The 2,556-nt window shown below is 73.9% G+C and carries 4 protein-coding genes; all 4 read right to left on the minus strand.

Translation table 11 applies throughout. The features are described 5' to 3' along the window. Window positions 1-298 (minus strand): hydrogenase maturation protease (locus tag ACTIR_RS24670; RefSeq protein ID WP_154663831.1); only part of this gene is annotated, 298 nt, incomplete at its 3' end. Further along, entirely contained in the window at window positions 295-1,662 is a 1,368-nt protein-coding gene (locus ACTIR_RS0120820) for a hypothetical protein (RefSeq protein ID WP_026455715.1), read from the minus strand. The genes ACTIR_RS24670 and ACTIR_RS0120820, both read right to left, overlap by 4 nt. After that, complete coding sequence (locus ACTIR_RS0120825; protein WP_026455716.1) at window positions 1,659-2,309, minus strand: D-sedoheptulose-7-phosphate isomerase; 651 nt, start codon at window positions 2,307-2,309, stop codon at window positions 1,659-1,661. Before ACTIR_RS0120825 ends, ACTIR_RS0120820 begins: the two co-directional genes overlap by 4 nt. Continuing rightward, window positions 2,306-2,556, minus strand: a 251-nt coding sequence (locus ACTIR_RS0120830; RefSeq protein WP_324607108.1) for a HypC/HybG/HupF family hydrogenase formation chaperone, incomplete at its 5' end; no start/stop codon positions are given. The genes ACTIR_RS0120825 and ACTIR_RS0120830, both read right to left, overlap by 4 nt.

The following is a 2,556-nucleotide window of genomic DNA, read 5'->3' on the forward strand; positions in this document are numbered from 1 at the left end:
CGTCCGGGACGGCGGCGGCGTCCGGTCCGGGCCCGGAGCCGTCGCCGGCGGCGGTCGCGTCGAGCACGGACAGCGTCCCGGGGATGCCGTCCCGGCCGAGCGCGTCGACGAAGATCGTGGTGTGGTAGTCGCCGTCGAGCAGGTCGTAGGCCAGGTGCATCCCGGCGATGCCGTAGTCGCCCACGTCGACCTCCGGCGGCAGGTCCTCCCGGGGCAGCCGGGAGACCACCTCCACGCCGAACCCGTCGTCACCGAGGAAGACGTTGCCGATCCCGGCGACCAGCACCCGCCCCGTCACGGCACCGCCCCGTTCCCGGCGTGCCCCGCGCCGTCGCCGCCGGAGACGCCGCCGTCCGGGGTGGCGTCCGTGGTGTCGTCCGCGGCCGGTTCGACCTCGTCGGTGGTGAAGTACCGGAACCGGCCCTGGGCCAGCTGCCACTCCTCGGCGGGGTCGCCGTCCACCGTGACCGCGAGGAACAGCGTGCCGTCCACGTCCTCCAGCACGTCGCGCACCGTGGCGCCGCACCCGGCGACGAACATGTCCTGCGCGTCCCCGCCCGCGCGGGGGCGGAGCACGACCCGGCTGCCGGTGCCGATCTCCCGGCCGCCGACGTGCACCACCCGGACCCGGCCGTGCATGGCCTCCCGCGGCTGTTCCGGCAGGTCCTCGACCCGGTCGAGGATGCGCCGGGCACGCTCGTCGGTGGCGCGGGCCTCGCGCTTCTCCCCGTCGGTCAGCGTCATCGTCCGCAGCGTGAGCATCTCGTCGATCTCGCAGGCGTCGAAGAAGTCGCCCTGACTCGCCGGGTCCACCTTGGGGTGGTCGTAGAGGATGATCGCCGAGGACAGCATCGTGTCCTCCCGCCCGGGGCCGCCGACCAGCACCGGCCAGGTGTGTTCGTTGACGCAGGCGGCCGCGTGCGACGCGGCCCAGGCGGGCGGGTCGAGCTGGGAGAAAAAACGTCCACCCTGGACCGACAGCACGGTGTGCGCCGCGATCAGCGAGTGCCGCACCGCCTCGTCGCGGGTCGACGAGGAGCAGTCCACGTCGGTGGTGTTGGCCACGGTCACGTGCACCCGCACCAGGCCGGGCAGGCGTTCGGCGCGGCACCGCAGTTCGGCCGTCAACGGCTGCGTGCGGCGCACCACCCGGCCGCCGTCCACGCTGGTGATCCACTCTCCGCCGCGGACGACGACCGGTTCGACGTACTCGCCGGACTCCGGCAGTTCGGCCATCGGCAGCAGCACCTCGTGCTCGCGCTCCACCGCCTCGTCCCACGGCAGGATCTCGTCCTCCCCGACGACGAGCGCGTCCACCTCCCGGTGGCCGTCCGGCGTGTCCGCGCCGCGGTCGGTGGGCACCTCCACGGTGCGCCGCTGCGACTGGAGGAACCGCACGCACACCCGCAGGGTGGACACCGGGTCGACCTCCGCCAGGCACTCGGTGCGGCAGAACGAGTGCTCCCCGGTGCCGGTGGCCGCGTACGACGGCGGCACCAGGACGCCGAACTGCCAGCGGGCCCGGTTCTTCGTGGCACTCGCGCGGTACGGGTAGAGCAGGTAGCCCTCGTAGAGCACGGCGTCGGCGACGGCGCGCACGGTCGCCTCGACGCCGGAGGACGTTGCGGCGGTGTTGCCCGGGTCGCTCGCGTTCCCGCTCATCGCCGTCCCTCCGCCGCCAGGTCGGCGAGAACGTGGTAGATCGTGGTCTGCGCCTCCTGGATGCGGTGCACGGAACTGGACGGCACCACGAACAGGTGATCGACGGTGCCCCGTTCGGCCATCCGGCCGCCGCTGTCGCCGGTGATGCCGACCGTGAGCATCCCGACGCGCCGTGCCTGGTCGAACGCGGACAGCAGGTTCGCCGAGTTGCCGCTGGTGGACAGGCCCACGGCGATGTCGTCGGCGCGGCCGAACGCGGCGAGCTGACGGGAGAACACGACGTCGAAGCCGACGTCGTTGGACAGCGCGGTCACCACCGCCGTCTCCGCGGTCAGCGCGAACGCGGGCAGCGGGGGCGATCCCTGCGGCGGGTTCATGAACTGCGTGGCGAGGTCCTGGGCGTCGGTCGAACTGCCGCCGTTGCCGAAGGAGAACAGCCGGCCCCCGCGCGCGAACCGGGCGGCCATCGCCGCCCCGGCCTCGGCCAGTTCCCGCCGCTGTTCCCGGTGGACCCGTCCGCGCAGCTCCATGATCTCGCGGGCCTTGGCCACCGTGGAGGCACGCACCTCGTCCAGGACGGCGTCCACGTCGGCACCGTCCGGGTCGGCGTAGAGGAACGGGTAGAGCTCGCTCATCGCGTCGGTCATCGCGGCACCCCGATTGCCTCGCCCGCGTGCACCAGCAGCTCGGCACCGGGCACGACCGACCCGGCGGGCACCAGCGCGACGCTGATCTCCTCCTCACCGGCGCCGGTGTCCACCCGCGCCATGCCGCGGTCCAGCACCCGCACGACGCGCACGGTGACGGCGGCGTCGGAACAGGTCACGCAGTGCCCGTCGGCGGCACAGTGCCCGTCGGCCCCGCGGTCCTCGTCCGCGGGGTGCCCGTGGGCCG

It is taken from the genome of Saccharomonospora iraqiensis subsp. iraqiensis (genome assembly GCF_000430445.1).
Classification (GTDB): domain Bacteria; phylum Actinomycetota; class Actinomycetes; order Mycobacteriales; family Pseudonocardiaceae; genus Saccharomonospora; species Saccharomonospora iraqiensis.

Bases quoted from the DNA above. Each gene is read 5' to 3' on its own strand.
- ACTIR_RS0120820 (WP_026455715.1), bottom strand. From the start codon at position 1,662: ATGAGCGGGAACGCGAGCGACCCGGGCAACACCGCCGCAACGTCCTCC.
- ACTIR_RS0120825 (WP_026455716.1), bottom strand. From the start codon at position 2,309: ATGACCGACGCGATGAGCGAGCTCTACCCGTTCCTCTACGCCGACCCG.